General features: G+C 60.8%; 24 protein-coding genes. 14 read left to right on the top strand and 10 right to left on the bottom strand.

Annotation, left to right across the window (positions count from 1 at the left end; all coding sequences use genetic code 11):
• Nucleotides 1–77: 77 nt before the first annotated feature.
• The 3 genes from HFK74_RS26295 to HFK74_RS26305 all read right to left on the bottom strand — a co-directional run bounded on the left by HFK74_RS26295 (nucleotide 78) and on the right by HFK74_RS26305 (nucleotide 6,190).
• Nucleotides 78–3,752, bottom strand: a complete 3,675-nt coding sequence (locus tag HFK74_RS26295) for a translocation/assembly module TamB domain-containing protein (RefSeq protein WP_180206013.1) — start codon at nucleotides 3,750–3,752, stop codon at nucleotides 78–80.
• Entirely contained in the window at nucleotides 3,749–5,476 is a 1,728-nt protein-coding gene (locus tag HFK74_RS26300) for an autotransporter assembly complex family protein (protein ID WP_180206014.1), read from the bottom strand. Before HFK74_RS26300 ends, HFK74_RS26295 begins: the two co-directional genes overlap by 4 nt.
• A gap of 63 nt (nucleotides 5,477–5,539) precedes the next feature.
• Nucleotides 5,540–6,190, bottom strand: coding sequence for an N-acetyltransferase (locus HFK74_RS26305; protein ID WP_008057251.1), 651 nt, complete (start codon nucleotides 6,188–6,190; stop codon nucleotides 5,540–5,542).
• Nucleotides 6,191–6,540: 350 nt separating this feature from the next.
• Here HFK74_RS26305 and HFK74_RS26310 point away from each other — a divergent pair, with 350 nt between their 5' ends.
• From HFK74_RS26310 to HFK74_RS26320, 3 genes are all read left to right on the top strand, one after another.
• Nucleotides 6,541–7,620: an RHS repeat-associated core domain-containing protein gene (locus HFK74_RS26310; protein WP_180206015.1), complete on the top strand. Its 1,080-nt coding sequence runs from the start codon at nucleotides 6,541–6,543 to the stop codon at nucleotides 7,618–7,620.
• Between the two features lie 254 nt (nucleotides 7,621–7,874).
• Nucleotides 7,875–8,687: an exodeoxyribonuclease III gene (gene xthA, locus HFK74_RS26315; protein ID WP_180206016.1), complete on the top strand. Its 813-nt coding sequence runs from the start codon at nucleotides 7,875–7,877 to the stop codon at nucleotides 8,685–8,687.
• Between the two features lie 245 nt (nucleotides 8,688–8,932).
• Nucleotides 8,933–10,273, top strand: a complete 1,341-nt coding sequence (locus HFK74_RS26320; protein ID WP_180206017.1) for a phosphate ABC transporter substrate-binding/OmpA family protein — start codon at nucleotides 8,933–8,935, stop codon at nucleotides 10,271–10,273.
• A 41-nt stretch (nucleotides 10,274–10,314) separates the two neighbouring features.
• On the opposite strand, the gene HFK74_RS26325 is transcribed toward HFK74_RS26320, so the two are convergent.
• Both HFK74_RS26325 and HFK74_RS26330 read right to left on the bottom strand, forming a co-directional pair.
• Nucleotides 10,315–10,833 (bottom strand): ankyrin repeat domain-containing protein, encoded by a 519-nt coding sequence (locus HFK74_RS26325; RefSeq protein ID WP_180206018.1) that lies wholly within the window; start codon nucleotides 10,831–10,833, stop codon nucleotides 10,315–10,317.
• 96 nt (nucleotides 10,834–10,929) lie between these two features.
• On the bottom strand, nucleotides 10,930–12,768 hold the full coding sequence (locus HFK74_RS26330) for a long-chain-acyl-CoA synthetase (RefSeq protein ID WP_180206019.1): 1,839 nt from the start codon (nucleotides 12,766–12,768) through the stop codon (nucleotides 10,930–10,932).
• Between the two features lie 344 nt (nucleotides 12,769–13,112).
• Here HFK74_RS26330 and HFK74_RS26335 point away from each other — a divergent pair, with 344 nt between their 5' ends.
• Complete coding sequence (locus tag HFK74_RS26335; RefSeq protein ID WP_180206020.1) at nucleotides 13,113–13,388, top strand: DUF3509 domain-containing protein; 276 nt, start codon at nucleotides 13,113–13,115, stop codon at nucleotides 13,386–13,388.
• A 68-nt stretch (nucleotides 13,389–13,456) separates the two neighbouring features.
• On the opposite strand, the gene HFK74_RS26340 is transcribed toward HFK74_RS26335, so the two are convergent.
• From HFK74_RS26340 to aroC, 3 genes are read right to left on the bottom strand one after another with little or no spacing between them, the layout of a single operon-like run.
• Nucleotides 13,457–14,002 (bottom strand): acireductone dioxygenase, encoded by a 546-nt coding sequence (locus HFK74_RS26340; RefSeq protein ID WP_180206021.1) that lies wholly within the window; start codon nucleotides 14,000–14,002, stop codon nucleotides 13,457–13,459.
• Between the two features lie 12 nt (nucleotides 14,003–14,014).
• On the bottom strand, nucleotides 14,015–15,178 hold the full coding sequence (locus HFK74_RS26345; RefSeq protein WP_180206022.1) for an MFS transporter: 1,164 nt from the start codon (nucleotides 15,176–15,178) through the stop codon (nucleotides 14,015–14,017).
• Nucleotides 15,179–15,185: 7 nt separating this feature from the next.
• Nucleotides 15,186–16,277, bottom strand: coding sequence for a chorismate synthase (gene aroC / locus HFK74_RS26350; protein ID WP_008057266.1), 1,092 nt, complete (start codon nucleotides 16,275–16,277; stop codon nucleotides 15,186–15,188).
• An 83-nt stretch (nucleotides 16,278–16,360) separates the two neighbouring features.
• Between aroC and HFK74_RS26355 the strand changes: the two genes are divergently transcribed.
• Nucleotides 16,361–17,359, top strand: a complete 999-nt coding sequence (locus HFK74_RS26355) for an alpha/beta hydrolase (protein ID WP_180206023.1) — start codon at nucleotides 16,361–16,363, stop codon at nucleotides 17,357–17,359.
• A 93-nt stretch (nucleotides 17,360–17,452) separates the two neighbouring features.
• Entirely contained in the window at nucleotides 17,453–18,244 is a 792-nt protein-coding gene (locus HFK74_RS26360) for a hypothetical protein (RefSeq protein ID WP_180206024.1), read from the top strand.
• 125 nt (nucleotides 18,245–18,369) lie between these two features.
• On the opposite strand, the gene prmB is transcribed toward HFK74_RS26360, so the two are convergent.
• Nucleotides 18,370–19,278 carry a 50S ribosomal protein L3 N(5)-glutamine methyltransferase gene (prmB, locus tag HFK74_RS26365; RefSeq protein WP_175390601.1) on the bottom strand — a complete coding sequence of 303 codons (909 nt, stop codon included), beginning with the start codon at nucleotides 19,276–19,278 and terminating at the stop codon, nucleotides 18,370–18,372.
• Nucleotides 19,279–19,517: 239 nt separating this feature from the next.
• Here prmB and HFK74_RS26370 point away from each other — a divergent pair, with 239 nt between their 5' ends.
• The 5 genes from HFK74_RS26370 to HFK74_RS26390 all read left to right on the top strand — a co-directional run bounded on the left by HFK74_RS26370 (nucleotide 19,518) and on the right by HFK74_RS26390 (nucleotide 22,304).
• Nucleotides 19,518–20,108, top strand: coding sequence for a cysteine hydrolase family protein (locus tag HFK74_RS26370; RefSeq protein WP_180206025.1), 591 nt, complete (start codon nucleotides 19,518–19,520; stop codon nucleotides 20,106–20,108).
• 131 nt (nucleotides 20,109–20,239) lie between these two features.
• Nucleotides 20,240–20,560, top strand: coding sequence for a hypothetical protein (locus tag HFK74_RS26375; protein ID WP_180206026.1), 321 nt, complete (start codon nucleotides 20,240–20,242; stop codon nucleotides 20,558–20,560).
• A gap of 87 nt (nucleotides 20,561–20,647) precedes the next feature.
• Entirely contained in the window at nucleotides 20,648–21,205 is a 558-nt protein-coding gene (locus HFK74_RS26380; protein ID WP_180206027.1) for a Smr/MutS family protein, read from the top strand.
• Between the two features lie 77 nt (nucleotides 21,206–21,282).
• The gene (folE, locus tag HFK74_RS26385) at nucleotides 21,283–21,828 is read left to right on the top strand and encodes a GTP cyclohydrolase I FolE (RefSeq protein ID WP_008057275.1); all 546 of its coding nucleotides are present in this window, start codon (nucleotides 21,283–21,285) and stop codon (nucleotides 21,826–21,828) included.
• A 104-nt stretch (nucleotides 21,829–21,932) separates the two neighbouring features.
• Nucleotides 21,933–22,304: a glutathione S-transferase N-terminal domain-containing protein gene (locus HFK74_RS26390; protein ID WP_180206028.1), complete on the top strand. Its 372-nt coding sequence runs from the start codon at nucleotides 21,933–21,935 to the stop codon at nucleotides 22,302–22,304.
• A 165-nt stretch (nucleotides 22,305–22,469) separates the two neighbouring features.
• Here the strand turns inward: HFK74_RS26390 and HFK74_RS26395 are convergent, their stop codons facing one another.
• Nucleotides 22,470–23,636, bottom strand: coding sequence for a PLP-dependent aminotransferase family protein (locus tag HFK74_RS26395; protein WP_180206029.1), 1,167 nt, complete (start codon nucleotides 23,634–23,636; stop codon nucleotides 22,470–22,472).
• A gap of 82 nt (nucleotides 23,637–23,718) precedes the next feature.
• On the opposite strand from HFK74_RS26395, the gene HFK74_RS26400 reads away from it, so the two are divergent.
• The 3 genes from HFK74_RS26400 (at nucleotide 23,719) to HFK74_RS26410 (ending at nucleotide 26,511) form a co-directional block, all read left to right on the top strand.
• Nucleotides 23,719–24,162: a MarR family winged helix-turn-helix transcriptional regulator gene (locus tag HFK74_RS26400; RefSeq protein WP_180206030.1), complete on the top strand. Its 444-nt coding sequence runs from the start codon at nucleotides 23,719–23,721 to the stop codon at nucleotides 24,160–24,162.
• A 328-nt stretch (nucleotides 24,163–24,490) separates the two neighbouring features.
• Nucleotides 24,491–25,810, top strand: coding sequence for an NCS2 family permease (locus HFK74_RS26405; RefSeq protein ID WP_218953831.1), 1,320 nt, complete (start codon nucleotides 24,491–24,493; stop codon nucleotides 25,808–25,810).
• 71 nt (nucleotides 25,811–25,881) lie between these two features.
• Nucleotides 25,882–26,511: a LysE family translocator gene (locus HFK74_RS26410; RefSeq protein WP_180206031.1), complete on the top strand. Its 630-nt coding sequence runs from the start codon at nucleotides 25,882–25,884 to the stop codon at nucleotides 26,509–26,511.
• Nucleotides 26,512–26,547: the final 36 nt, after the last annotated feature.

Consider the following 26,547-nt stretch of genomic DNA (forward strand, 5'->3'; position numbering starts at 1 on the left):
TCGCTGGCAAGCCAGCTCCTACAGGGTTCGCGTACGCCCTGACACCGCGAAGGCCGGCGCACAGGATTTACACCGGATCAGAAATCCCGCTTATAAAAGATATCCAACGAGCTGGCCACGCCACCGGCGGCTTCAAGGTAAACCTTTTTGCTCAGCTTGTAGCGCAAGGCAATGGTATTGGCCGGCTCGAACACACCGACGCCATAACGCAGGCTGAGCTTCTCCGAAAGGTTGCCGCTGGCGACCACGCTGGTGGTGTTGCCACTGCCCTCGGTATCAAGCTGGAAATCATCGATGCCCAGGTTTTTCGCCAGGCTGCCGGTCACGCCGGAGCTGCCCATCAGGCCCAGGCCAAGCGCGGCCTGGGCGAGCATGTTGTTGTCTTCACCGTTGGTACTCAGCGGACGCCCCAGCACCAGGTAGGACAACGCCTGCTCCTGTGCCAGGGCCGGTTCCGAGAAAATCTGCGTGGTCGGTTGCTCGGCACTGCCGCTCAAGCGGATGCCGGCGATCACATCGTCGGTCTGGCGGATCGCCTCGATGTCCAGGTACGGCTGGTCGATGGGACCTGCGAACAGCAACCGCGCCCGGCGCACCGTCAGCCGCTGGCCGTAGGCACGGTACCGGCCGTCGTTGAGCCATAGCTCACCACGGGTGTCCATGTTGTCACCGATGTGCACATGCCCCTGCACTTTGGCGGTCAGGCCAAACCCGGCAAAGCTCAGCTTGTCTTCACCGACCACCACATCGATGTCCATTTTCATCGCCAGGGGCGGTTTGCCCGCCTCGGTCTGCTGCCCGACGATCACCGTGTCATCGGACACCTTGACCGTCGAGGGCGGCAACTCGCGAATGGTGATGTCGCCCTTGGGCACCTGCACTTTGCCAGCGATGGCCAGTTCATCACCCTTCATCGAGATTTTCAGGTCCGGCGCCACTTCGACCTTGGCGTAAGGTTCGACGCTGACCGGCAACTGCGAGCCCTTGAGCGCCAGGTCCACCACCAGCGCCTGGCCCCAGGCGATGTTGCCGTTCAAGCTACCCTGCCCGGTCTTGCCGCTTTTCCAGCCGCCGTTGAGCTGCACGGATTCACCGGCGATCAGCGCCTGCAATTGCAACGCTTGAATCTCCATCGGCAACTCGGCGCCGGAAACCTCGCCGTCGCTGAGCAACAGATTGCCATTGACCTGCGGCGCCAGCAGGCCACCAGCAATCGTGCCGCTGCCATTCAAGCGACCGGACAGTTTCTCGACCATGGGCACAAACGGCCGTGCTACTGACAAATCCAGGCCATTCAAGCGAAAGGTACCGGTCAGCGGCTTGTTCTTCGGCAACGGGTTGAGCTGTGCCTGCACGTTCAATTCGCCGAGTTTGCCGCCGACGAAATTCAGCTCGCTATCGATGCGCTTGGGCGTCAGCTGGCTGGTGAGTTTCAGGGTTTGGTAGGGGAAATCCAGCCACTGATCTTTCTCGCGCACGCGCAACGTGCCGCCGCTGGCATCGATGCTGATCACGCCGTTCGGGCCGCTGGCTGGCAAGTCCAGTTGCACGTCGGCATTGAGCCGGCCTTGCCAGGCAAAATCCTTGGGCAACCACTGGGCGAGGCTGTCGATGGGGAATTGCTTGAGGTGATAACGCAGCTTCGGCTCGGGCATCAGGCGCTGGTCTTCACCGCACAGACTGGCCGGGCCAGACGCCCAGCAATGGGCGCCGAAATTGATTTTGCCGTCCGCCAGGCGCTCCAATTTCGCCGGCCCCTGCAGCTTCCAGTCCTGGCCGCCGGCCTGGATGTCGCCGCTGGCCAGGCGCCCGCGCCAGTTGCCTTTGTCCAGCGCACCATCGAGGCCGAGCGCGAGCTTGAGCTTGGGCCCTTGCAGGTCGAGGTTCAGTTTCTGGTTCCTGATGTCGCCCTGCCCGCTGGCGGTCAGGGTGCCCAGCGAGGTATCACCCGCCTGGATGCCGCTGCCCTTGAGATCGATTTTCGCCCGTTGCGCGCTGTCGAGTGTCGCGTCCAGGTTCAGGCTTTGCAGGCGATTGTCCTGGAAAGCCAGTTGCGTGCCCTGCAACCCGAGCTTGCCTTGCGGTGCCTTGAGCGTGCCGGCGACATCGACCCGGCCATTGACCTGGCCGCGCAATTGCGGCCAGAGCTGGGCCAGGCGCAGCAGCTTGATGTCGATCTGCCCGGTGAGTTTTTGTTGCAGGCTGCCCTTGCCATTGATGCTGTTGTCGCCGAGGCGAATCTGCAGGGCGTTCAGATTCCATTGCTCGCCACTGCCATCGGCCTTGGCTTGCAGGACGGCCGGCTGGCCACGCAGCTTGCCTTTCAGATCCAGGTCGGCGCTCAGGCTGAGCTTTTCATTCTTCATCTCGCCTTTGCTGCGCAACGGGCCGGCCAGGGTGCCCGGCAGTTCCGCGACCCAGTACGCCGGGTCGATCGCGGAAAGATCCAGTGCAGTGTCCCAGGCGATGCCGTCGGCGAATTGCAGGTTCAGGTGCCCTTCGGCCTTGCCCTGCCCGGCGACGAGCTGGATCTGTTGCAGGTAGATTTTCGTCAGGTCGCCGGCGAACGGGCTGGCCAGGCTGAACGCCCCGGCCGGGCCATCCAGCGCGGCGTCGAAGTGCCCCAGGTATTTGCCGTCGGTGTAGGAGACGTCACCGTTGAAGCTGCGCAGGGCCACTTGCGGTTCGTCGATCAGCGGATAGAGACGGTGCCACGGGAAATCCAGCCAGGCGATTTTGGCATCAGCACTCAGGCCCTTGCTCCAGTCCAGTTGCCCCGTGAGCTTGAGGCTTTGCTTGTCGTTGGCGGTCAGGTCCAGCGCGGCGATCTGCGCACCGCTGGCGTCGACCTTGCCTTGCAGCGCCAGCGCGACCGGGCCCTGCTCGGCAGGCAGCGTGGCCTTGCCGACTAATTGATAGCCATTTTTCAGGTCACCGGTGCCCGTCAGCTCAAGCTGGTTGAGTGTCAGGGTGTCGGGTAAATCGGCGCTGGGCTTGAAGCCGTCAGCGGTGATGCGCAGCGTGGCCGGCAGGTTTTCCACCAGGGGTTGCAGCTGGCCGGTGAGTTGCCCATTGAGGTAACCGCTGCTGTCGGCTTTCAGGTTCAGGGTCTTGAGCAGGTCGCCGTCAACCTTCAGCGCTAGCGCCCAAGGTCCGCTACCGGGTGCGGGCAGGGTCAGCTTACCTTCGGCCTTGAGCGGCCAATTGCCGGTTGGTTGCAGCAGGCCGGACAGGTGCAGGCTCAACTCATCGCGCTGCAATTGCACCGAGTCGATCTGCAAGCCGTTGGCGGTCCAGTGCGCCGCCAGTTGCAAGCCCTTGAGTTGTTCGCTGCCGTTGAACAGCAGGCTGCCAACCCGGATATCCCCCAGTTCGAGCGCCAGGGGCAGTTTCAAGTCAGGAAGACTGATCGGCCCACTGCTCTCTTCCTCCTCGCCAGGCGGCAATTGCAGGCTGACCCGATCAGCCTGCAATTGCTCGATGCACAGGGTCATGCGCGTCAGGCACAGCGGCGACCAGGCGAAGATGACCTTATCGAGTTCGACCCGGCTGGCGTCCTGCTGCCACCGCACATGGTCGGCGCTCCACTGTCCGCCCAGGCGCCCCTGGAAATTGTCCAGGTTCAAGCCCGGCACAAACCCGAGCGCCCAGCGACTACCCGGCGCCGTGCCCAACACTGTGGCCAGGGTCAAAACCACCAGCATCAACAGCGCCAGAACGGCCAACAGCGTTACTTTCAAGCCACGCTTCACAGCTCAGGTCCCATGGAAAAGTGCAATCGAATGCCGCCATCGTCGTCCAGCGCATGGGCCAGGTCGAGGCGAATCGGCCCCACCGGAGAGATCCAGCGCACGCCGATACCGACCCCGGTCTTGAGGTTCGGCAGTTCAAGTGTATTAAAGGAGTTGCCCTGGTCGACGAAAGTCGCCACGCGCCATTTTTCTGCAACGGAATACTGGTATTCGGCGCTGGCGGTGACCATGTAGCGACCACCGATGCGGTCACCCTGGTTGTTTTCCGGGGACAGGCTCTGGTAGTCGTAACCGCGCACACTCTGGTCACCACCGGCGAAGAAGCGCAACGATGGCGGTATCGACTTGTAGCCGTTGGTGGCGCTGCCGCCGACCTGCACCCGACCGAGCAAGCGGTGTTTGTCGAACACCGTGGTCAGGCCTTTGACCAGCGCGGTGCCGTACAGCAGGTTGTTATCGGAACCCAGGCCTTCCTTGGCGACCTTGCTTTCGAACTGCAGGCGATAACCGTTATGTGGGTCGATGCGGTTGTCGCTTTTGAGGTACGAATAGCTCACACCGGGCATCAGCAGCGTACTGAGGCCGGAGTCGTCGCCCAGTCGGTATTCCTCGCGCTGCCACTTCAGCGACACCACCCGCTGCCAGCCGCTGGGCAACTTGCTGTGCCACTCAGGGCCGACGGTCAGCAACTTGCTGAGGCTGTCCTTGTCGGCGATTTCTTCGTTCTGATAACCACCGGCGAAGCGCAGTTTGTCGGTCAGCGGCGGGTCCAGGGGAATGTCGTAGAACACCCCGACGTTTTGCCGTGGCGCCGAGATTTCGGTCTCCCAGCCATAACTGTGGCCCTGGGGGTTGACCCAGTGCCGGGTCCAGTTGGCCTTGACCCGTGGGCCAACGTCGGTGGAGTAGCCAAGGCCCAGGCCCATGGTGCGTGGCTTGCGGGTTTCGAGCTTGACGTCCACCGGGATAACATCGTCCTTGGACGCGGTTGGCGCCGCGTCGACCCGCACGCCTTCGAAATAGCCACTCGACTGCAGCGCCTGGTTGAGTTCGGCGATCAGTTCGGAGTCATACGGCGTACCGGCCTTGAACGGCACCATACGTTGCAGCAGGTCTTCGTCGAACGGCGTGTCGCCTTCGAAACTGACCTTGCCCAGCGAATAGCGCGGGCCGCTGTCGTAGATCAGCTCGATATCGGCCACGCCGGCCCGCGGGTCGACCGACAACTTCTGGCGGGTAAAGTGGCCACTGAAAAAGCCATAGCGCGAGGCCTGGTTCTGGATCAGACGCTTGGCGTCCTCGTACTGACCGTGGTTGAGCACCGCACCGGTTTGCAGCGCCTTGCTTTTGGGCACACGAAAGGCTTTGAGGCTGGCCGCCGGCCCGTCGACGCGGATCGTGATGTTGCGCAAACGCACCGGCTCGCCGGGCTCGATGGTCAGCACCAGGCGCGGCGTCTTGCCCGCCTTCACCTCGCTGTCGATGTGCGGCTGGTAGTAACCCAAGGCCTGGGCGGCCTTGCGCGCCTGTTCCTCGGCGCCACGACTGAAGCGCAGCAAGGCTTCTTCGTCACGATCGCCGAGACTGCCGATATAGCCCTCTATATTGGCCTTCAGTGCATCGTTGGACGGTTTGATCCGCACATCCAATTCACTTTGCGCCAGCGCCGTGCAGCTGGTAATCAGCATCAGCACGCCACTGGTAATTCTTCCTGGAAACTTCATAGGCGCGGATGCTATCACGAGCGTGGAGCGTGATAGAGCCTGGCGTGCACGGAAAGTTCGACCTCAAGCTGTTGCTGTATGTAATACCTGCGGATTGGCGTGAAAAAACACGTGTTCGCGAATCGGCCCCACGGCCACCTCGCCGATTTCCTCATAGCCCTGGCGCTTATAGAAGTCCAGGTAACGAGGGTTGCCGGTGTCGAGAATCACGCCCTGGGAGTTTTCATCCACCGCGCACCAGTTGTGCACCGCCTGCAACAGCTGCTCGCCAAAGTGCTTGCCCTGGAATTGCGGGTGAACCCCCAGCAACGGCAGCACGTGCACCGAGTCGTTCGGCACGCAGGCAGCGACGGCGTCGTGATATTCCAGGTAGCGACGGGTGCAGCGAAAACCGGTACTGAGCACCATGCGCAGGCGCCAGGCCCAACTTTCAGTCACGCCCAGACGCCGTTGCGGCGGCGCGATCAGGGCGATGCCGATCAGCCGGTCGTTGACCAGCAAGCCGATGGCCGGCAACTCCTGGAAAAAGTGCTGCTTGACCAACTCACGCACGGTGGCACGCACCCGTTGTTCATAGCCGGGACGCTCGGCTTCGAACAGGTAGCTGAACGTCGGCTCGTGGCGATAGGCCTGGTACAACAGCGAGCGGGCTTCACGGGAGTAGCCACTGTCGAGCATGTGGATATCGGCAATGGCGGTCGAGGTTTCGGGCATGACGGACTATCTCCCCGGGGCGCCGCTCAAAACGGAGGCGCTCTTGTTGGTACGAGCCTCTGGGTGCGCGCACAGTTCCTTGTTGATTTCAAAACAGCGGTTTTGCTGGGTCTACCAAGGTATAGACCAACTTTCGGCTGAGTTAAACAAGTCGCAACCTGTAGGAGCCCGCGGTGCGGCGATCCGACTTGCCGGCGAAGGCGTCCTGAAGTGCGCCCCGCCAATGCTGGCGACGAAGCGATAGCGCTGCCATGACACCCACCGTACTAGCAGTTCTGATAGTAGGCAGAACCTGAAAACTAGCCGATGCTCACATCACAGTTTCTTGAGCCTTGCCCGGAGATCAGGCCATGACAACAACACCTCTTCAAACAGTATTGTGTCACTACCGCTACGATGCGCTGGATCGCTCCATCACCTGGACACCAGACCGGCAGGCCGGACTCCAGCGTTTTTTCTGCAAAGACCGTCTGGCCACGGAAATCCAGAACGCCGCGCAACGCAGCATCTTCCAGCAAGATGAGCATGTGCTGGCGCAACAAAATCGTTGGGGCGACAAGGTGGACACCACGCTGCTGGCAACCGATCAACAACGTTCAGTGTTGACAGCGGCGGACTCGGTCCAGGCTCATCGCATTGCCTACACACCGTTTGGGCATCGGTCGCTCGAGAGCGGTTTGTTGAGCCTGCTCGGGTTTAACGGTGAACGGCCGGATTTGGTGACCGGGCATTATCATTTGGGTCATGGGTATCGGCAGTTCAATCCGGTGTTGATGCGATTTAACAGCCCGGATAAATTGAGCCCGTTTGGGAAAGGGGGGATTAATGCATATGCGTATTGTGGGAATGACCCAGTGAACTGGATAGACCCCAATGGCAGTGTCCGTTTTCTTGGATTTGGAAAGATTGATATTTCGACCAAAGAAGCAAATCAACTTGTAGCAGAACTCCTCAACAACAATCCAACCATCACGAACCGCAATCAAGTATTTCGTAATCAATCCACCAACACCCTCCAAACTATGGACCTTTCCAACCATTCTAGAAAAAGCCTAATTAAGATTCACCGAGAAGCAGTAAAATACCTAGAAGATGGAAGGGCGAACCTTACCAGCAAGAAAGTTTTTTATAAGGGGATGGAGCAGAAATTCCCCGAAGACCGCGACGCACTCAGTAAATTCAACAAGTACATTCAGAGTCTTCCTGAAAAAGCATATGAATCTCGTATCAATATCAACTCGAGCATGAGAACTATTAATGAAGAATTAGGCACTACCTTTCAGAGGACTTATGAATTGCATAAACAATTCAAAATCGCACATGAAATATTTAATCGCGAACCGGAGAAGACCATGTTTTATACCAAGCTGTACAACGATCACCATCGCTCAATTCGAAGGAATGAAAGCCAGAAAGCTTTCGAATATTAAATCTGTAGTTTTGAAAATTAATTTTCTTTACCCACACAAACCAGTGCACCCCACATCGAACGCCTCAAGTTAGATGTTCTAGGTTGGCAATAACACCTGTAGAACCCTGCTCGCGATTATGGAGTGTCACTAAGATCAATGTTGGATGACAGTCAGTTATCGTGAGTAAGGTTAGACCACACTGGATTACGCTTGCGCACTAGCCCCCCGTCGGCATGTCAGCTAGCATCGCCCTTTTGCCAGGACTGCCGACCATGAAGATCGTCTCCTTCAACATCAACGGGCTGCGCGCTCGCCCGCATCAGCTGGCGGCGCTGATCGAAAAGCATCAGCCCGATGTGATCGGGCTGCAGGAAACCAAGGTTCATGACGACCAGTTTCCACTCGATGAAATCAAGGCCCTGGGCTACCACGTGTATTTCCATGGGCAAAAGGGTCACTACGGCGTCGCCCTGCTTTCGCGCCAAGAGCCGCTGGCGCTGCACAAAGGCTTCACCACCGATGAAGAAGACGCTCAGCGCCGCTTTATCTGGGGTACCTTTGCCGACGCCAACGGTGTGCCCGTGACCATCATGAACGGTTACTTTCCCCAGGGTGAAAACCGCGACCACCCGACCAAGTTCCCGGCCAAGCAGCGCTTCTACAGCGACCTGCAGGCGCTGCTGGAGAGCCAGTTCAAGAACGACCAGCCGCTGGTGGTGATGGGCGACGTGAACATTTCCCCGGAAGACTGCGACATCGGCATCGGCCCGGACAACATGAAACGCTGGCTGAAGACCGGTAAGTGCAGCTTCCTGCCGGAAGAGCGCGAGTGGATGGCCCGGTTGAAAAACTGGGGCCTGGTGGACAGCTTCCGTCACCTCAACCCGGATGTCGCCGATCGCTTCAGCTGGTTCGACTACCGAAGCCGCGGATTCGAAGACGAACCCAAGCGCGGGCTGCGGATCGACCTGATCCTGGCGTCCCACGCCCTGCTGCCACGAATCAAGGACGCGGGCGTGGACTATGAACTGCGCGGCATGGAAAAACCTTCGGATCATGCGCCGATCTGGTTGGAGTTGAGTTAAGAAACCGCTGCCTGATGATCGTTCCCACGCTCTGCGTGGGAATGCCGCCAGGGACGCTCCGCGTTCCGCTGACGACGCATGACGTGAGCCGTGCGCAATGGTGACGCGGAGCGTCACAGGATGCATTCCCACGCGGAGCGTGGGAACGATCAATCAGCCACCCTCGCTCCTACAGGGCTGTCATCTTTCGGAAATCTTTCTGACTTATTCTCCCGGCACTTCCCCTGGTCTTGAAAGGTGCCGGCATGTCGCTGCGCGGGTGGTTTCTGTGGATACTCTGCGCCGGGCTGCCGCTGTCGGTAGCGGCCAGCGCCTTGCCTATTCCCGGGCAAGGTCCGGTGCTGCGTATCCAGGGTTCCAACACCATTGGCGCGGCACTGGGGCCGGCGCTGGTCGAGGGATTGATGCGCGAGCAGGGTTTGCTCAAGGTGCACCGCGAAGCGACGGAGCAGCCCAACGAATCACGTATCGTCGGTGAAACCGAACAAGGCCGCAGGGTCGAAGTGGAGCTGGCGGCCCACGGCACAAGTACCGGCTTCACCGCGCTGAAAGCGGCAAGTGCCGATCTTGCCGCCTCCTCCAGGCCGATCAAGGACAGCGAGCTGGTCAGCCTGCAAGCATTAGGCGACCTGAAAAGCGCCGCCGCCGAACAGGTCATCGCCATCGACGGGCTGGCAATCATCCTGCATCCGCAAAACCCGTTGAACACACTCGACACGGTGCAGCTGGCGCGCATTTTCAGTGGCGAGATGAAAACCTGGGAAGAGCTCGGTGGCCACGGCGGGGCCATCCATCTTTATGCCCGCGATGATCAGTCCGGCACCTACGACACCTTCAGGGAACTGGTGCTCAGTGGCCATGGCAAGACCCTGAGCGGCAGCGCAAGCCGTTTCGAGTCCAGCGAACAATTGTCCGACGCCGTCAGCCAGGACCCGCACGGCATCGGCTTCATCGGACTGCCCTACGTGCGCTCGGCCAAGGCCGTGGCGATTGCCGACGGCCAGTCCATGGCCATGCTGCCGCTCAACAGCCTGATTGCCACGGAAGACTACCCACTGTCCCGGCGTTTGTTCTTTTACCTGCCACCCAAGCGCAACAACCCTTGGGCCGAAGCGCTGGTGGCCTTCGCGCAAAGCCGGCAGGGCCAGGCGATCGTCGCGGCCAACGGCTTCATCGCCCAGACGATCCAGGCCATGACGGTTTCGCCGAATGCGTTGATGCCCGAGGGCTACCAGGCACTGAGCCGCCACGCCATGCGCCTGACGGTGAACTTTCGTTTCGAAGAAGGCAGCGCCAGCCTGGACAACAAGGCCCGCCAGGACCTGTCACGGGTGCTCGACTATATGAAGCAGCACGACAAAACCGATCGCCAGGTAACGCTGGTCGGGTTCGGCGACGCCAAGCTCGATCCGGCACGCGCCGACCTGCTTTCAAAGCTGCGAGCCATGGCCGTGCGCCGCGAACTGGTGAAAAGTGGCGTGGTGCTGCGTGACGTTCGCGGTTTCGGCGCCGAGATGCCGGTGGCGGCCAATAGCGAGGATGAGGGACGGATACGCAATCGGCGGGTCGAGGTCTGGGTTTACTGAATCTGTCAGGCCAGGCCGTTCAGACCTGGCCCGAAACGACTTCAGCCGAGCAGTTTTTCCAGTTGTGCAACGGTATCGACGGCGCCCATGGTTTTGGCGGCGTCCAGCGCGGTAATGCCGTTGGCGTCCTTGGCCTTCGGGTCGGCACCCTTGCCAATCAGGTAGTCGACGACTTCGACGCGGTTGAACATCGCGGCCATCATCAACGCGGTGCGGCCGTCGAATGACGAACCCTCGACCTGCGCGCCCCCTTCGACCAAGGCCTTGATCACGGCCAGGTCGCCCTTGAATGCCGCGCCGGCAATCGGGCTCTGGCCGTTGTCGTTGCGGATTTCCGGGTCCGCCTTGTGTTCGAGCAGGACTTTTACCGTGTCCACGTGACCGTGGTAGGCGGCCAGCATCAGCAGGGTGTCGCCCTTGTGATTACGCAGGTTCGGCGGCAGGCCCTTGCTCAGCAGCGCAGCCATCATGGCCGCATCGCCCTCGCGCGCCTTGTTGAAGACCTGTTCGGCAAACTCGGCAGCTTCTTCCGGGGTCATCTGGCGGCTTTTGTCTGTCATTGAACGCTCCACTTTCAGTTTTTCGCAAAGTCGACAGTTTCCCGAGGGTGCGCGCCACTGTCACTTGTTTTTTCTGATGCGCGGCCATAGTCCTTTTCAATAACGGTGCTTGCCACCCTGGATGTCCGCCAGCACCTGCCCGGTAACCTGCACGTAGGTGTCGGTGCCCGGCAACCAGGCGTAGATCGGGTCATCGCCGGTCCGGCCGGGGTCGAAGGCTTCGTCCTTGAGCCGGGTCTTCTGGTATTTGAAGGTCCCGGTGATGTCCATTTTCACTTTCACCCGCAGGAACAGCGGCACCGCGTAGGCCGGCAGGTGTTGCCGGACGAAGGCCAGCAACTCGCCGAAGTCCAGGGTTGCCAGGGATTCCGCGGGGGTGATCGCGGCCATCCCGGCACGGCCGTTGGTGTTGCGCACCTCCACGCCATAGGCCACGGCCTCGGAAATGTTCGGGTGCTGCAGCAGGATGTTCTCGACCTCGGTGGTCGACACGTTTTCCCCCTTCCAGCGGAAGGTATCGCCCAGGCGATCGACAAACTGCGCATGACCGAACCCGATGTTGCGCAACAGGTCACCGGTGTTGAGGTAGCGATCGCCCTTGACGAACACGTCGTGCAGCACGACTTTTTCAGTCGTGTGCGGATCGGTGTAACCGTCCAGCGGTGCCTTGTCGTCGATCCTGGCGAGCAGCAGCCCCTGCTCGCCCTTGCCGACCTTGCGCATGAAGCCATTGGTGCCACGCAGCGGCGCACCGCTGTCGTGGTCATACGCCGCCAACTCCCAGGACATCAGGGAAAAGCCCACGGTATTGTCGAAATTGAGGATGTTGGTGAAGCCGATATTGCCGTCACTGGCGGCGTACAGTTCGCAGATGTGCTGGACTGCGAAGCGCGTCTTGAATTCGCCCCATGCCCCGGGACGCAAACCGTTGCCGATCATCTTGGTCACGCCGTGCTGGCTGTCGTCGGCGCTGGCAGGCTGGTCGACCAGGTAGCGGCACAATTCACCGACGTAGCCCAGGGTGGTCGCCCGGTACTTGCGCACATCGCTCCAGAACTGGCTGGCGCTGAACTTGCGGCGGATGGCGAACCCCGACGCCCCACTGATGGCCGAGCCCCAGCACACGCACAGGCCGGTGGCGTGATACAGCGGCAACGTGCAATAGACGATGTCCTCGGGGCGCATATCCAGAGCGATCATGCCGAAGCTTGCGTAACTGCGCATCCAGCGCCCGTGCTTGAACACCCCGGCCTTGGGCAAGCCGGTGGTGCCCGAGGTATAGATGTAGAAACAGGGATCGTCGAAAAAGACCTGCCGGCTGCTGGCGGGATTGTCGCTACAGGCGTCGATGCTGGCCGTCATCAGGTTGACGAACCCGTCGGGCGCGATGCCCGGGTGGCTGTAGGTGTCCTGATCGGCGACGAACCAGGTGCGCGCCACCTCGATCGACACCCGATCGCGTACCGTCAGGTAGGCCGGCACCAACTCCGCGCCGACGACAATGGCTGCGGGGGTCACCAGGTTCAGGCTATGGGCCAGGGCGTCGCGGGTTTGCGAGGTATTGAGCAAGGCACTGATGGCGCCGACCTTGGCCAGCGCCAGGAGAGTCACCAGCAATTCCGGGCGGTTCTCGATGAAGACCGCCACCACGTCGCCCTTGCCGATGCCTTGCTCGATCAGGTGATGGGCGAGGCGATTGGCCCAACGGTTGACCTGGGCGTACGTCAACTGCACCTCGCCGTACAGCAAGGCCGGACCTTCGGGGTTACGCAGGGTTGCCTGTTCGAAACACCAGCCCAGGCCACACGTTTGGCGCGGATCCTTGACGTTGGCGACCTTCATGCCCTTGACCACGCGAGGAATGGCCTTGCCAATGGAAGGCAGCTTGCGGAGCATCATGCCCCAGGTGATCGTGTCGTGCTGCGTGCGGCGCATGGCTGTTCCCGTGGGCTTTTCTTATTGTCGGCCGGCGTTGATCGACCCCGAAAATACGTCAACGGTTCTGCAGCTGTACACGCGGTTTTTGCAATGTTTTGTATCCGCGACAACGACGTTTGAAATCGTGAGCGCGCGCACGCCAAATGGTTCCATCGAAGCGCCGACGACCCCGCAAAATGCAGGATGCACGATAGCCATTCATGCAGATTGCACGAATACGAAAATCGTCATAAATCATATGTCGTTGTTTTATATAAGAATTTTATAGAGAGGAATACTGGCACAATCACTGCAACAACCTCCCCATGCTTGCCATTCAAGAGCTAACGGAGCTGACAGACATGAGCCTGATCCAAGAAAAATTTACCTCCTTGTTCTCCAACTTCGATGTCACCACCCAGGACCGGCCTGACGGCGGGATCCTGCTCACCCTGCGCAGCGAGGGTAAGGAATTCAAACGCTCGATCTCCTACCAGCAACTGCACAATGGCGATCAACTGTCGTGGGTCATCAGCGCCATTCGCCGCGATGTGGCGGAACAGGCCAGCGAATTGCCGCAAATTTCCCTGCTGCAAAGCCAGCAACGCTTTGCCCTGCCGACCTACCATTCGCTGTAAGTGTCGCGCCGCGGTAAATCATCAGGCCGTGCAAGCTTGCGCTTCACGGCGTGAGTTGTGTGGGCTGTTCAGCAGTCGTCCATTGCCAGGAATCGAGCAGCGCTGTCGTCGCCGGTGAAATGGGCCACCCAAGGCTGGGTCCCGGACAGACGAAGAGCAACCACGAAGGGCTGCTCGCCGATGTCCAGCCACTGCCGGGTGCCCGCCGGCAGCACCATCAGGTCGCCTTTCTCGCATAGCACGGCATAGACGTAATCGTCGATGTGCACCGACAACAACGCACTGCCCGCGGCGAACAGTAAAACTTCGGCTTCTTCCTGGCGGTGCTCGGCGAAGTAGCTCGCGCGTATCGACTCTTTTTGCGGGTGATCGCGGTCGAGGCTGATGACATCCACCGCGCGCAACCCGTGCCCGGTCATCAGCGTGTCGATGGGCGCCTGGCAGGCGCTGATGACATCTTCGTGGCTGGCACCGGGACGGACCCTCGCCTCGGCCTGCCAGCGGTCGAAGCGTATGCCCTGCTCGGCGAGGGTCGAGGCAATGTCTTCGAAATGAGTCAGCACCTTGTTGGGTACGTCGGGACTGGAAACGTGATAAACGGACAGGCTGCTCATCAGGACAACTCCTTAAGGGTTCAAGAGGGAGGAGCGCGTGTCCTCTTGCATTCGTGTGGCAATGATAACGGCTGCCGCCAGCGCTGCGAGGCTGGCAATACTAAAGGTTAAGGGCGCGCCGAGGGCCGTCCAGCTGTAGCCGGAATACAACGCGCCCATTGCGCCACCGGTGCCGGCGAGCGCGGCGTACAACGCCTGGCCCTGCCCTTGCTGGCGTGGGCCGAAGCTGCGCTGCACGAACTGGATGGCCGCGGCGTGAAAGCTGCCGAACGTCGCCGCGTGCAGCACCTGGGCAAACAACAACACCCAGAGGAATTCGGCCAGCGAACCGAGCAACAGCCAACGCAACGCCGCCAACAGAAAACTCGCCAGCAGCACGCGCCGAACCGAGAACCGCGCGAGGATCCGGCTCATGGCCATGAACATCAGCACTTCAGCGACCACGCCGACGGCCCAGAGCATGCCGATCACGCCACGGCTGTAGCCCAGTCGCTCAAGGTGCAGGGTGAGAAAGGTGTAATAGGGCCCGTGACTCATCTGCATCAGCGCCACGCAGGCGTAGAACGCCAACACCCCGGGGCTGCGCAGTTGCGCGAGGAAACCATCGCCGGTCAACCGCTCGCCCTGCACCGGTTGGGCGTTCGGCACCCACAGGCTGCTGAGCACAATCGCGGCCATGATCAGCACCAGCGCTGCGGGGTAGATGTCCAGGCTGAGCCATTCGAACAGGCGCCCGAGCGCAACCACGGTGATGATGAAGCCGATCGAGCCCCAGAGGCGAATCTGGCTGTAGCGCGAGGCCTGGCCTTGCAGGTGCGCCAGGGTGATGACTTCGAACTGCGGCAGCACCGCGTGCCAGAAGAACGCGTGCAAGGCCATGACCATCGCCAGCCAGGCATAGGTCTGGCTGACGAAAATCAGCGAAAACGTGAGCAATGTGCACACGGCGCCCAAGCGTACGATGGCCAGCCGCCGCCCGGTGTAGTCGCCGAGCCAGCCCCAGAGGTTCGGCGCCACGCAACGCATCAGCATCGGGATGGCCACCAGCTCGCCGATGCGCGCCGCGGAGAACCCCAGGTGATCGAAGTACAGCGCCAGGAAAGGCGCTGTCGAACCGAGCAAGGCGAAATAGAACAGATAAAAGCTGGACAGCCGCCAGTACGGGAGCGCCGCCACCGTCAGGTTAGATCTGGCCCAGCACCGGCGTGCTCACACGCACATCGGCGTTCTGGCCACGGTGACGCAGCAGGTGGTCCATCAGCACGATGGCCATCATCGCTTCGGCGATCGGCGTGGCACGGATACCGACGCACGGGTCGTGACGACCTTTGGTGATGACGTCCACCGGGTTGCCATGGATATCGATGGAACGACCCGGCGTGGTGATGCTGGACGTTGGCTTCAACGCCAGGTGCGCGACGATCGGCTGGCCGGACGAGATACCGCCGAGAATGCCGCCCGCGTTGTTGCTGAGGAAACCTTCCGGCGTCATCTCATCGCGGTGCTCGGTGCCGCGCTGGGCGACGCTGGCGAAACCGGCGCCGATTTCCACGCCCTTGACCGCGTTGATGCTCATCAGCGCATGGGCCAGTTCCGCATCGAGACGGTCGAAAATCGGCTCGCCCAGGCCCGGCATCACGCCTTCGGCGACCACGGTGATCTTCGCGCCAACCGAATCCTGGTCACGGCGCAACTGGTCCATATAGGCTTCCAACTCCGGCACTTTGTCCGGATCGGGGCTGAAAAACGCGTTCTGCTCCACCGAGTCCCAGGTCTTGAACGGAATTTCGATCGGGCCGAGCTGGCTCATGTAGCCGCGAATGACAATACCCTGGGTCGCCAGGTACTTCTTGGCAATCGCGCCGGCCGCCACGCGCATCGCGGTTTCCCGGGCCGAGCTGCGGCCGCCGCCGCGATAATCGCGCTCGCCGTATTTGTGGTGGTAGGTGTAGTCGGCATGGGCCGGACGGAACAAGTCCTTGATCGCCGAGTAGTCCTTGGACTTCTGGTCGGTGTTGCGGATCAGCAGGCCGATGGCGCAGCCGGTGGTGCGACCTTCGAACACGCCCGAGAGGATTTCGACTTCGTCGGCTTCCTGGCGCTGGGTGGTGTGGCGGCTGGTGCCGGGCTTGCGGCGATCCAGGTCGCGCTGCAGATCCTCCAGGGAAATCTCCAGCCCCGGCGGGCAGCCATCGACAATGGCGACCAACGCCGGGCCATGGCTTTCGCCAGCGGTGGTGACAGTGAACAGCTTGCCGTAGGTATTGCCGGACATGCAGGACGCTCCGTGAAATGAACCTTAATACGTAATGCGCGCCAGTATACGCAGGCTATCCAACTAGTTCATCCTCGAACCTTATGGGTGTGCGTGAGTCCAACCGGCACCTTGATGATGATGGCCCGACAATGCTGCGAGTTCTAGCCTTGAGCCTTACCCTGATTTCCGGCTTCGCCCAGGCCACCGTCCTGCAACGGCCGATTACCCTGGACACTGGCACCGGTGAGCTTTTCGGCTCGATGCTGCTGCCAAAATCCGACACGCCGGTGCCGGTGGTCCTGATCATTTCCGGCTCCGGCCCGACCGATCGTGACGGCAACAACCCTGAAGGCGGACGCAATGACAGCCTCAAGCGCCTGGCATGGGTGCTGGCCAAACACAACATCGCCAGCGTGCGCTACGACAAGCGCGGCGTGGCGGCGAGCCTGGCGGCCACTCCTGACGAACGCAACCTGTCGGTGGAGGCCTATGTGGCCGACACCGAAGCCTGGGGGCGAAAACTCAAGACCGATCCGCGCTTCAGCCAGCTGATCCTGCTGGGCCACAGCGAAGGCGCGTTGATCGCCAGCCTCGCGGCGCCGAGCGTCGATGCGGCGGCGGTGATTTCCATGTCCGGCAGCGCCCGGCCGATCGACCAGGTCCTGCGCCAGCAACTGGGCAATCGCCTGCCGCCCCCGCTGATGCAGCGCAGCAATGAGCTGCTCGACAGCCTCAAGGCCGGGAAAACCGACGACAACGTGCCACCGCAATTGCAGGTGATTTTCCGCCCGAGTGTGCAGCCGTACCTGATCTCCCTGTTCCGCCAAGACCCCGCTGCGGCGTTCGCGAAGTTGAAAATGCCGGCGCTGATCATCCAGGGCAGCAATGACATCCAGGTCGGGGTCAATGACGCCCGTTTGCTCAAGGCGGCAAAACCGGACGCGGAACTGGCGCTGATCGAAGGCATGAACCACGTCATGCGCATCGTGCCCAACGACGTCAAGCGCCAGCTGGCCTCCTACAAGGATCCGAATTTGCCACTGGCGGCGGAACTGGGCGCGCGCATCCTCGGATTCATCGACGGGCTTCGTTCCAGTTAATTTGCGCTCCAGTCTTGTCGAAAACGGCCGATAAGCCATTGTCGCCAGCGTACTGGCTGGCGGCACGTTGAGCTTGGACAGGATCTCGCCGTTATGACCGATACCCAGACTTCACCCGACACCACCGCTGAAAAGGACGTACCGCCAGCGGTCGAGCTGCCCTGGGCGGACGTTCACGTCGAGCACCACAAGATGCTCCGCCTGGCACCGTTGCAGACTGACCGCAATACCGGTGGTCGACCCCTGCGCTTTGTCGAGTTCGGTTATGCCGAACGCAACGACAAGTTGCGCAGCCTGATGCGCATGACCATTTCCCTGCCCGGCCAACGCGTGCGCAAGGAACAGAATCATCTGGACGTGTGGGTCGACCACGCCGAAAAACGCGTGCATTTCGGACCCGACAGCGGCCTGCAAATCGAACCGCTGAACCGCGGCATCGGCCGCTTCATGGCCGCCCAGGGCATCAACTGGGCGAAGAAAAGGTGGCCGGGCTACACCGTCGACGGCACCGACCTCAACAACAAGGACGCGCTGAACGAAGACACGCGCCTGCGCCGCGATCACTTTTTGCGCGTGCACGGTTTCGACGTGGCCTACGCCGATGCCCAACATTTGAAGGGTAGCGTCAAGGAAGTGCGGGTCGGCGACCTGCTGAGTGACTGGAACACGGAAAAACTGCAAGTCGTGGAAATTCTTGAAGCCGCGCAGATGCTCCAGCAAGCCGAGCAGAACCTGGCCGAGCAGGAAGTCAAACTGAAGAAACACGAAGAGAAGGTCAGCAAATACAAGCGTGAAGACGCCGGTTTGCGCTTCACCATTACCTGTTTGGTGGCGTTTGCGGTGTTTCAGGCGGGATTGCTGATCTGGATTGCGACACACCGGTAACGATCTTTTGTGGCGAGGGGATTCAGCGAAACGTCGCACCGCCCCGTTGGACTGCGCAGCAGTCCCTCTTTTTGGGGCCGCTTCGCAGCCCAGCGGGGATAAATCCCCTCGCCACAGCGATCAGGTCAGACGCGGGAGGCGAACAGGGCCTGATGATCCCGGCACTGCTCGGCCGTCAACATGAACACGCCATGCCCGCCACGCTCGAATTCCAGCCAGGCGAAATCGACTTCCGGGTACAACGCCTCGACGTGCACCTGGCTGTTGCCCACCTCGACAATCAACAAACCCTTCTCGGTCAGGTGATCCGCCGCTTCTGCGAGCATGCGGCGCACCAGGTTCAGGCCGTCATCGCCGCAGGCCAGGCCCAGTTCCGGTTCGTGCTGGTATTCGTCCGGCATGTCGGCGAAATCCTCGGCATCCACGTACGGCGGGTTCGACACGATCAAGTCGAAACGCTGCCCCGGCAGGCCATCGAAACCATCGCCCTGCACGGTGTAGACGCGCTCGTCGACGCCGTGGCGCTCGATGTTCTGGTTCGCCACTTCCAGCGCTTCGAACGACAGGTCGGCCAGCACCACTTCAGCGTTCTGGAACTCGTAGGCGCAGGCGATACCGATGCAGCCGGAGCCGGTGCACAGGTCGAGAATCCGCGCAGGCTCGGTGCCCAGCCACGGTGTGAAACGGTTTTCGATCAGCTCGCCAATCGGTGAACGCGGGATCAGCACGCGCTCATCGACGATGAAGGACATGCCGCAAAACCAGGCTTCACCCAGCAGATAGGCGGTTGGCACGCGCTCTTCGATGCGGCGCTTGAGCAGCTGCTGCAGGTGGACCAACTCGTCTTCTTCCAGATTGCAGTCCAGGTAACTGTCGGAAATTTCCCACGGCAAGTGCAGCGCACCCAACACCAGTTGACGGGCTTCGTCCCAGGCGTTGTCGGTGCCATGGCCGAAAAACAGATCCTCCCCATGGAAGCGGCTGACGGCCCAACGGATATGGTCACGCAGGGTACGAAGGCGGGAAGTGATCACGACGGTAAACTCCAGAAAAATCGACGGGCGATTCTACCAGTCAAACGACGTCACGACGACGCAGGAAAAACACCGGGGTCAATGTAGGATTCTTCTGGATTTTTCACTGGCTATTGAACAAAACTCAATACTTGACAACGCTGCACGCCAGTAACGACGGTGCCTACGATGGTAGCGATTCACAGAAGCGCTCAGCCAGAGGACAATGTCGCAAAAGCCCCACTCGAAGGAGCCCCAGAATGTCCGTTCCACAAACGATGTTTCAACTCAGCGGCCGCGGTTATGCAGCAGCCAAACTGAGTCATGCGACCCTGATCATCATCGATGCCCAGAAAGAGTACCTCAGCGGTCCCCTGGCCCTGAGCGGCATGGATGCGGCGGTTGCGAACATCAAGAAATTGGTGACTGCCGCCCGTGCGGCCGGCCGGCCGATCGTGCATGTCAGCCACCTCGGCACCGTCGGTGGGCTGTTCGACCCCCGCGGCGAGCGTGGCCAGTTCATTCCAGGGCTTGAGCCGCAGGCCGGCGAAATCAAGATCGAAAAAATCCTGCCCAGTGCGTTCCATGGCACGGACCTGAAAAAACGCCTGGAAGACCTGGGCTCGGTGGACCTGGTGGTGTGTGGCTTCATGAGCCATTCCAGTGTCAGCACCACCGTACGCGCGGCAAAGAACCTGGGTTTCCGCTGCACCCTGGTGGAAGACGCCTGCGCCACCCGCGATCTGCCGTACAAAGGCGGCGTCCTGAGCGCCGAGCATGTGCAGCAGACCGAAATGGCGATCATGGCGGACAACTTTGCCGCCCTCGCCCTGACCAACGACCTGGTCTGATCGGCGGCTCATGAGCGGTCTAGACCGCCGCTCATCCGCAAAAGCCTCTCATATGCCGTAAATGTCTTAGCCTCAGGAACATCCCGGTCAACTTCCGGTCGAAGGGCCGATACCCATTGAGGAAGGTCGGAATGAAGTTATCCGATGGTTTTGACGCTCGCCGTTTGCGGCCCAAAGGCCAGAGCAACTGGCGTTTTCGAATCGGCGCAGCCTTTGCTGCCTTGCTGGCGACCTGTGGCGTGCTGCTGGCGATGGCCGGTGCCGCCAGCCTGTTCGGCCACGTTCCGGCCCTGGGCGAGTTGAACACCAACCGGGCGGGCGCGGCCGTGATTCTGGTCTTGGGCCTGTTCGTGCTGTACCTGGGCATTTGGCTGTGGCGTCGCTGCCGCCGGCGCTCGCGCCAGTCGAACGCGCTGGCCATGTCCCCGCACCTGATGAAAAAACACGACTAAGCGCAAGTCGCAGCGCAACGCCGCGCGTTTTCTCGCGCCCGATTCGCCTCGAGTTGGGTAAACTGGCCGCCCTTCGCGGAGGCTGACATGCAAGACGACGATTTTTCCCTGTTCAAAAGTGCGATCCAAGGCGTCAAGCCGATCAAGCACGATCGCGCCGAAACCGGCAAACCCAAGGCTGACCGCGCGCAGATCGCCACGTTGCGCCAGGCCGCCACCGTGCGCACCGATGCCACCACTGTTGACGGGCTGTCCGATCAGTTCGTCATCGACGTCGGCCCGGAAGACGAACTGATGTGGGCGCGCGACGGTGTGCAGGAAAGCCAGATGCGCAAGCTCAAGATCGGGCAGATCCCGTTCGAAGGCAGCCTCGACCTGCACGGCATGAGCGTGGAAAAAGCCCGGGAAACCCTCTGGGCATTCCTCGCCGAAGCGACCAAATTCGAAATTCGCTGCGTGCGCGTCACCCACGGCAAGGCCGTGCGCCTGGACGGCAAGCGGCCGATGATCAAAAGCCACGTCAACACCTGGCTGCGCCAGCATCCACAGGTACTTGGCTTCACTTCGTGCCAGGCCAGGCATGGCGGTGCCGGAGCCGTTTATGTGATGCTCAAACGGACCATGATGGAAGGCCGCGACGAGTAAACCTGATGCGCCGCGCTTGCAGCGCCGTGTCCGCCACCGTACCCTTGCCCTTTGCGTAAAATCCCACAGGTAGTTTCATGTCCCTGGAACAGAATTACACCGCGATCCTAGGCCAACTGGGCGAGGATCCCTCCCGCGAGGGCCTGCTCGACACGCCAAAACGTGCCGCCAAAGCCATGCAGTATCTCTGCCGCGGTTATGAACAGTCTCTGGAAGAGGTCACCAACGGTGCCTTGTTCAGCTCCGACAACAGCGAAATGGTGCTGGTCAAGGACATCGAGTTGTACTCGTTGTGCGAACACCACCTGCTGCCGTTCATCGGTAAGGCCCATGTGGCCTACATCCCGAGCGGCAAAGTGCTGGGCTTGTCGAAAGTCGCGCGGATCGTCGATATGTACGCCCGCCGCCTGCAGATCCAGGAAAACCTCAGCCGCCAGATTGCCGATGCCGTCCAGCAGGTCACCGGCGCCCTGGGCGTTGCCGTGGTGATCGAGGCCAAGCACATGTGCATGATGATGCGCGGTGTGGAAAAGCAGAATTCGACGATGATCACCTCGGTGATGCTCGGCGAATTCCGTGAGAACGCCGCGACTCGCAGCGAGTTTCTCAGCTTGATCAAGTAATTCGCGGCACGAAAAGAACCGGCATTCATCGCCGGTTTTTTTTCGCCCTGGAAAAATCAGGTAAGCTGCGCGCCTTTCTTCATTAGCACCGTGAGGCTTTCAACGTGTTCGTAAAAGCGCTTCGTGTTGGCCTTGGCCAACTGATCATCTTCATCGACTTCATCACCCGTCCAGGCAAGAAGCAGCGCCCTGCCGCCGCCCAGGCCCAGGTCGAAACCGCCGCCAAGGGCCTGACCCTGTATCAGTTCCATGCCTGCCCGTTCTGCGTGAAAACCCGCCGCACCCTGCGCCGCCTGAACGTACCGGTGGCCCTGCGCGACGCGAAAAACAACGAACAGGATCGCCAGGCCCTGCTCGAGCACGGCGGCAAGATCAAGGTGCCGTGCCTGCGCATCGAAGAGAATGGCCAGACGACGTGGATGTATGAGTCCAAGGTGATCATTGATTATCTGGATAAGCGGTTCGCGGCAGCCTGATTTATTTGTGGTGTGATGGATGGCCCTATCGCCAGCAGGCTGGCTCCCACAGGGGACTTGTGGTGTTCACAAAACCTGTGGGAGCCAGCCTGCTGGCGATGAGGCCGGCATAAACACTGCAAATTTCAAACAAAAAAAAACCGGCCCTTGAGCCGGTTTTTTTCTTCAGGCCGCTAGCGCCGCCTGCGCCTGCCGCACCACCGCCGCCAACCGCTTGACCCCCTCCTCCAGCCGCGCCGGGTCAATGTGACTGAAATTCAGCCGCAAATGCCCGTGATGATTATCCGGCTCAGGGAAGAACGGCTCGCCCGGCATGAACGCCACATCATTGGCCAACGCCGCATCGAGTAGCGTACGGGTGTCCAGCGGCTGCTTGAGCGTCAGCCAGAAAAACAGCCCGCCCTGGGGCACATTCCAATCCGCCAGGTCGGCAAAGTGCGTTTGCAGCGCGGCCTGGAAGGCGTCGCGACGCACCCGGTAAAAACCACGCAACTCACTCAGGTGCTGCTGGTAGGGCTCGCTGCCGATCCATTGCAGCGCTTGCCACTGGCCGACGCGATTGGTGTGCAGGTCCGCCGACTGCTTGAGCTTGAGCAGGTGCGGGAACAGGTCGGCACTGGCGATCAGATAACCCACGCGCAAACCCGGCAGCAGCGTTTTCGACACCGTGCCGGTGTAGATCCAGCTGGCTTTTTTCAGGCGCCCGGCGATCGGTTTGGCGCTGCCACCATCAAAGGTCAGCTCACGGTAAGGCTCGTCTTCAATCAGGGTCACGCCGAACTCATCCAGCAATGCCGCGACCGCTTCGCGCTTGGCTTCGCTGTAACGCACCGCCGAAGGATTCTGGAAGGTCGGGATCAGGTAGATGAACGCCGGGCGATGTTTTTCCAGGCGCGAACGCAGGTGCGCCAGGTTCGGGCCATCTGCTTCCAGCGGCACAGTGAGGCAATCGGCGCCGAACAGCTGGAAGATCTGCAGGGCCGCCAGGTAGGTCGGTGCTTCGAGCAGCACCTCGGTGCCTTTGTCGATATAGAGCTTGGCGGCCAGATCAAGGGTTTGCTGGGAACCACTGACCACCAGTACCTGACTCGCCTCGCACGGCACACCCAGCGCTCGCGCCTGTGCCGCTAGGGCTTCACGCAAGGCCGGCTCGCCTTCACTCGTGCCGTATTGGCCCATGGTCACCGGCATCCGGTCCCACTCGACCTTCGGCAGCATGACTTCGGCCGGCAGCCCCCCGGCGAACGACATCACTTGCGGACGCTGGGCAGCCGCGAGGATTTCACGGATCAAGGAACTTTTAAGGCGCGAGACACGTTCGGAAAAAGCCATGGGAGTCACCGGTAGCGGGGCCAGAGGAAAATGAGTCAAACTTGTTGACCGAAATTACGACAGCTCGAACGGATACGTCAATATGATTGACCTTAAAAACCCGATTTCCCAGCAACAGGCCATGGAAGCGTTTTTCTTCGGCTACCAGGCCTTCACCGCCAAGGCCGATGAAATGCTCGAGCGGCGCGGCCTGAGTCGCGTGCACCAGCGCATCGTGTTTTTCATCGCCCGTTACCCGAACCTCAGCGTCAAGGAGCTGCTGGCATTGCTCGGTGTAAGCAAACAGGCACTGAACATGCCGTTGCGCCAACTGCTGGAAATGCATCTGGTCGACAGCGTGGCGTCCGAGACCGACAAGCGTAAACGGCTGCTGGAATTGACCGCCGAAGGCACGCGCTTTGAACAGTCGTTGCGCCGTGAGCAGGTGAAATTGCTTGAGCGGGTGTTTGCCGAGGCTGGGGAAACGGCGGTGAATGGGTGGTTGGCGGTGAATCTGGCACTGGGGAAAAGTCAGACTGTTGATTGAGTGTTCTGCCCCTATCGCCAGCAAGCTGGCTCCCACAATGAGCTGTGGTGTACACAAAACCTGTGGGAGCCAGCCTGCTGGTGATGAGGCCCGCGAAGGCGATATATCCCGATTGCCAAACTTTTCGTCCACAAAATCAAAAACATTATTTGCTTTATTTGTATACAAAAGCATAATCCACCTCGTGCGAGTTCCTGACCTAACGGTCAACAAATTCGCAAGTGCCTCAAAGGGCCGCTGCCACCCTCATGGGTCCGGCCCTGGAAATAAAAATAAAACTCTTGAGGAGTACCTCGCTGTGGAAAGCCGCAAATCCGAAGCATCGACGCTGGATCTCTCGCCGCCTATACGCAATGGCTGGCTGGAGCGCATCTTTAAACTCAGCTTGCATGGCACCACGGTGAAGACCGAGTTGATTGCCGGTCTGACAACCTTCATCACCATGGCCTACATCATCTTCGTCAACCCCAACATCATGGCGGACGCCGGGATCGACCATGGCGCGGCATTCGTCGCCACCTGCATTGCCGCAGCGTTGGGCTGCCTGTTGATGGGCCTGTACGCCAACTGGCCGGTCGGCCTGGCACCGGGCATGGGCCTGAACGCTTTCTTCACCTACACCGTGGTCGGCACCATGGGTTACAACTGGGAAACCGCGTTGGGTGCGGTGTTCGTGTCCGGCGTGCTGTTCATGATCCTGACCTTCTCGCGAATCCGCGAATGGCTGCTCAACAGCATCCCGGTCAGCCTGCGCTACGCCATGGGCGCCGGCGTGGGCCTGTTCCTCGGGCTGATCGGCTTGAAAACCGCGGGTATCGTCGTCGATAGCCCAGCCACCCTGATCAAGCTCGGTTCCCTGCGCGAGCCTGGTCCGCTGCTCGCCGCCGTGTGCTTCCTGATGATCGCCATCCTCAGCTACCACAAGGTGTTCGGCGCGATCCTCATCAGCATCATCACCGTGACCCTGGCCGGTTGGGGCCTGGGCCTGGTGCACTACGAGGGCATCATGTCCGCCCCACCGAGCCTGGCCCCGACCTGGATGGCCATGAACGTTGCCGGCGTGTTCAACGTCAGCATGATCAGCGTGGTGCTGGCCTTCCTCTTCGTGCACATGTTCGACACCGCCGGCACCTTGATGGGTGTGGCCCAGCGCGCCAACCTGGTGGGCGCTGACGGTCGCATCGAAAACCTCTCGCGTGCCATGAAAGCCGACAGTGCGTCCAGTGTTTTTGGTGCTGTAGTGGGCGTTCCACCCGTCACCAGCTACGTGGAAAGTGCCGCTGGCGTGGCGGCAGGTGGTCGGACTGGTCTTACCGCAGTGACCGTAGGTGTGTTATTTATTGCAGCCATGTTCTTCGCTCCGCTGGCCGGGATGATCCCCGCCTATGCAACGGCCGGTGCGTTGATCTATGTGGCCATGCTGATGATGGGCGGCATGGCCCACATCGAATGGGACGAAGCAACCGACAGCATTCCGGCGATCGTCACGGCAATCATGATGCCCCTGACCTTCTCGGTCGCCGACGGCATCGCGTTGGGCTTCATCACCTACGTGGCGTTGAAGGCCGGCACCGGCAAGTACAAGGAAATCTCCGTCAGCCTGTGGGTGCTCTGCGCAATTTTCATTGCCAAGTTCATCTTCCTGTAAATCTCGGCGGTACGCGCGTCAAACCAGCCTCACCCCGTCGGGTGAGGCTTTTGTGCAAATGGAGGAAAGTGATGAGTCTGGAAACCTGGCTGCTGTTCAGCGGCGCTGCGCTGATGGTGATCCTGATCCCGGGGCCACTGTCTTTGCTGATGATCAGCAACAGTTTGAATTACGGCCTGGTCCGTTCATACCCGGCGTTTCTCGGCGGCGTGATCGCCTCGATCTGCCTGTTGAGCGCTTCGGCCTTGGGCCTGGGCGCCCTGCTGCTGGCATCGGAACAGTTGTTCAGCGCCCTGAAAATCGTCGGCGCGCTGTACCTGTTCTACCTCGCCTGGCAGAGCTGGCAGCAGTCGCGCCAACCGTCCCACGGGGCCGAAGTGCCTCAGGCCGCAGCGGTGCCACGCTTTCGCGCCCTGTTCGGGCGCGCCTTCATGCTGGGCGCGAGCAATCCGAAGGACATCCTGTTCTTCGCCGCGTTCCTGCCGCAATTTTTGAGCGCCGAGCAAGCGTTCCTGCCGCAACTGCTGGTGATGATCGCCACCTGGACCGTACTCGACCTGCTGTGCAAGCTGGCCTACGGCCTCGGTGCCCATGGTGCGGCGCGGTATCTGCGCAGTGGCAAGGGCCAGAGCTGGTTCAACCGGGTCAGTGCCGGGCTGTTCGGTGGTGCCGGGGCTGCGTCCCTGCTCAGTAGCCATTAAAGCCTGCTGAGGCAAAGCGGCACACAAGTTGCTCGG

Origin of the sequence: Pseudomonas sp. SbOxS1 (assembly GCF_013416725.1) — a bacterium.
GTDB lineage: Bacteria > Pseudomonadota > Gammaproteobacteria > Pseudomonadales > Pseudomonadaceae > Aquipseudomonas.